The 3,121-nt window shown below is 54.9% G+C and carries 1 tRNA gene and 2 rRNA genes (1 of these 3 only partly in view); all 3 read left to right on the forward strand.

From position 1 onward, the window contains the following. Nucleotides 1-2,637 (forward strand): 23S ribosomal RNA (locus IEV58_RS18080); it begins 181 nt to the left of the window's first position. Nucleotides 2,638-2,712: 75 nt separating this feature from the next. After that, a 5S ribosomal RNA gene (gene rrf, locus IEV58_RS18085) occupies nucleotides 2,713-2,826 on the forward strand. Between the two features lie 49 nt (nucleotides 2,827-2,875). Next, a tRNA-Met gene (locus IEV58_RS18090) sits at nucleotides 2,876-2,952 on the forward strand. Nucleotides 2,953-3,121 lie beyond the last annotated feature (169 nt).

The raw sequence follows: 3,121 nt of genomic DNA on the forward strand, positions 1-3,121 counted from the left end.
TGTTTGGCTACAAATTGTCAGATGAAGGTATTTTATCCTGAATACATAGGGATAAAAAGCGAACCCGGGGAACTGAAACATCTAAGTACCCGGAGGAAAGGACATCAACAGAGACTCCGTTAGTAGTGGCGAGCGAACGCGGACCAGGCCAGTGCCTTTGTGTGTTTAACCAGAACCGTCTGGAAAGTCGGGCATGACGGGTGACAGCCCCGTATGGATAAAGGCGCACAAAGGACATGAGTAGGGCGGGACACGTGAAATCCTGTCTGAACTTGGGAGGACCACCTTCCAAGCCTAAGTACTCCTCAGCGACCGATAGCGAACAAGTACCGTGAGGGAAAGGTGAAAAGCACCCCGACGAGGGGAGTGAAAGAGTTCCTGAAACCGGATGCCTACAAACAGTTGGAGCCCAAGGTTCGTCCTGGGTGACAGCGTACCTTTTGTATAATGGGTCAGCGACTTAGTCTGTCGAGCAAGCTTAAGCCGTTAGGTGTAGGCGCAGCGAAAGCGAGTCTGAACAGGGCGTTCAGTTCGACGGATTAGACCCGAAACCGAGTGATCTAGCCATGAGCAGGTTGAAGATGCAGTAACATGCATTGGAGGACCGAACCGGTGCCCGTTGAAAAGGTCTCGGATGACTTGTGGCTAGGGGTGAAAGGCCAAGCAAACTCGGAAATAGCTGGTTCTCCGCGAAATCTATTTAGGTAGAGCGTCGGATGAATACTCCCGGGGGTAGAGCACTGGATGGGCTAGGGCCTCCCACAGAGGTACCAAACCTAACCAAACTCCGAATACCGGGAAGTACTATCCGGCAGACACACGGCGGGTGCTAACGTCCGTCGTGGAGAGGGAAACAACCCTGACCACCGTCTAAGGCCCCCAAGTCTTGGCTAAGTGTGAAAGGATGTGAGAATCCCAAAACAACCAGGAGGTTGGCTTAGAAGCAGCCATCCTTTAAAGAAAGCGTAACAGCTCACTGGTCTAAACAAGGGTTCTTGCGCCGAAAATGTAACGGGGCTTAAGCCAAGCGCCGAAGACGTGGGTGTGCACCGCAAGGTGTACGCGGTAGCGGAGCGTTCCGTAGGCTGATGAAGGAGGACCCGTGAGGGCCTCTGGAGGTATCGGAAGTGCGAATGCTGACATGAGTAACGAATAGGAGTGTGAGAGACACTCCCGCCGAAAGTCCAAGGGTTCCTACGTAAAGCTAATCTGCGTAGGGTTAGTCGGCCCCTAAGGCGAGGGCGAAAGCCGTAGTCGATGGGAATCAGGTGAACATTCCTGAACCAGTGGGTAGTGACGGATGTCGTAAGTTGTCGGAGATTATTGGATTTCGATGGCAGCGAAGATGTCCCAGGAAATAGCTCCCACATCAGACCGTACCCGAAACCGACACAGGTGGACAGGTAGAGTATACCAAGGCGCTTGAGAGAACTATGCTGAAGGAACTCGGCAATTTACCTCCGTAACTTCGGGATAAGGAGGCCCTTTGTCCAGGCAACTGGGCCGAGGGGGCACAGACCAGGGGGTGGCGACTGTTTAGCAAAAACACAGGGCTCTGCGAAGTCGCAAGACGACGTATAGGGTCTGACGCCTGCCCGGTGCCGGAAGGTTAAAAGGAGGGGTGCAAGCTCCGAATTGAAGCCCCGGTAAACGGCGGCCGTAACTATAACGGTCCTAAGGTAGCGAAATTCCTTGTCGGGTAAGTTCCGACCTGCACGAATGGCGTAACGACTTCCCCGCTGTCTCCAGCATAGACTCAGTGAAATTGAATTCCCCGTGAAGATGCGGGGTTCCTGCGGTCAGACGGAAAGACCCCGTGCACCTTTACTGTAGCTTTGCGCTGGCATTTGTGTCGGCATGTGTAGGATAGGTGGTAGACGTCGAAGCGAGGGCGCCAGCTCTCGTGGAGTCACCCTTGAAATACCACCCTTACTGTCACGAATGTCTAACCGCGGCCCGTTATCCGGGTCCGAGACAGCGCATGGCAGGCAGTTTGACTGGGGCGGTCGCCTCCCAAAGAGTAACGGAGGCGTGCGAAGGTAGGCTCAGAGCGGTCGGAAATCGCTCGTTGAGTGCAATGGCATAAGCCTGCCTGACTGCGAGACTGACACGTCGAGCAGAGTCGAAAGACGGCCATAGTGATCCGGTGGTCCCGCGTGGAAGGGCCATCGCTCAACGGATAAAAGGTACGCCGGGGATAACAGGCTGATGATTCCCAAGAGTCCATATCGACGGAATCGTTTGGCACCTCGATGTCGGCTCATCACATCCTGGGGCTGAAGTTGGTCCCAAGGGTTCGGCTGTTCGCCGATTAAAGTGGTACGTGAGCTGGGTTCAGAACGTCGTGAGACAGTTCGGTCCCTATCTGCCGTGGGTGTCGGAGACTTGAGAGGATTTGTCCCTAGTACGAGAGGACCGGGATGAACACACCTCTGGTGGACCTGTTGTGGCGCCAGCCGCATTGCAGGGTAGCTATGTGTGGACGGGATAACCGCTGAAAGCATCTAAGCGGGAAACCCACCTCAAAACGAGGTCTCCCTTGAGAGCCGTGGAAGACCACCACGTTGATAGGCCGGGTGTGGAAGCGCAGCAATGCGTGAAGCTTACCGGTACTAATTGCTCGATTGGCTTGATCGTTCTCATTTATCAATGCCCGTTCAAAAAAAACGGACTTAAGACAACAGCTTGCTTCAAAACTCTGTTCTTCGCCGGCCTGGTGGTCCAGCGAGGTGGCTAAACCCGATCCCATCCCGAACTCGGCCGTTAAACGCCTCCGCGCCAATGGTACTTCGTCTCAAGACGCGGGAGAGTAGGTCTCTGCCAGGCCTGCAAAGAACAGACAAAACCCTCACGATAACAAACACAACACCCTCGACGCGGGGTGGAGCAGCCCGGTAGCTCGTCAGGCTCATAACCTGAAGGTCACAGGTTCAAATCCTGTCCCCGCAACCAAATACAAACAATCCCAAAAAGCCCCAAAGCTCACGCCGCGGGGCTTTTTGCTGTTCCGGGTGCTGAAATGCGCGGCGGCTGGCCCGGCGCGCCGCAAAAGACGTAAACCCCACCACAAGGACCAGCATGACCCCGACCCAGACGTGACCTCACCACTCAGACCGGTCAC

Source organism: Agaricicola taiwanensis (assembly GCF_014635245.1).
Classification (GTDB): domain Bacteria; phylum Pseudomonadota; class Alphaproteobacteria; order Rhizobiales; family Methylopilaceae; genus Agaricicola; species Agaricicola taiwanensis.